Origin of the sequence: Xanthobacter autotrophicus, from assembly GCF_029991245.1 — a bacterium.
In the GTDB taxonomy this organism is placed as follows: Bacteria; Pseudomonadota; Alphaproteobacteria; order Rhizobiales; family Xanthobacteraceae; genus Xanthobacter; species Xanthobacter autotrophicus_C.
Map to the genome: position 1 here is coordinate 1 of NZ_JAIVFO010000355.1, position 458 is coordinate 458.

Annotated in this window: 1 protein-coding gene; it reads right to left on the reverse strand. The window is 74.5% G+C overall.

Annotated features, from left to right (window positions below):
- Positions 1 to 458: M14 family zinc carboxypeptidase (locus tag K9U41_RS23195; RefSeq protein WP_282643191.1), on the reverse strand; the 458-nt coding region annotated here is incomplete at both ends.

Below are 458 nucleotides of genomic sequence, written 5' to 3' on the forward strand. Positions count from 1 at the left end.
ACGGCGAGGTCGACACCGTTCAGCGGCTGGTGGAACGACAGGATGTAGTCGGGCCGCACCCGGGCCAGGAACCGCATCATCGCCCGCGTCTCGGGCTCGGAGGCGGGCCCGGGGCCGGAGTAGTAGGAGCCGCCCAGCGGAGCCCAGTGGTAGGGGGAGTTGCGATTGAGGTCGACGCCGCGGCCGTTGCGACGGCTACCTCGCACAAGCCCGTCGGGGTTGTAGGCCGGGACCACCCACAGGTCGATGCCGTGCACGGACCGCCCGTCGCGCAGGGTCCGCAGGATGGCCGTCGGGGCGGGCTCGTTGCCGTGCATCCCGGCGATGAGGACGACCGTCGGCCCGCGCTCCTCGCCCAGGTGCCAGGCGACGATCGGCCGGCCGCCCACGGACTTCCCCAGCACGACCGAGGCGTACGCCGCTCCGGCCGGCCGCGCCTCGGCGGCGGACGCCGGAGG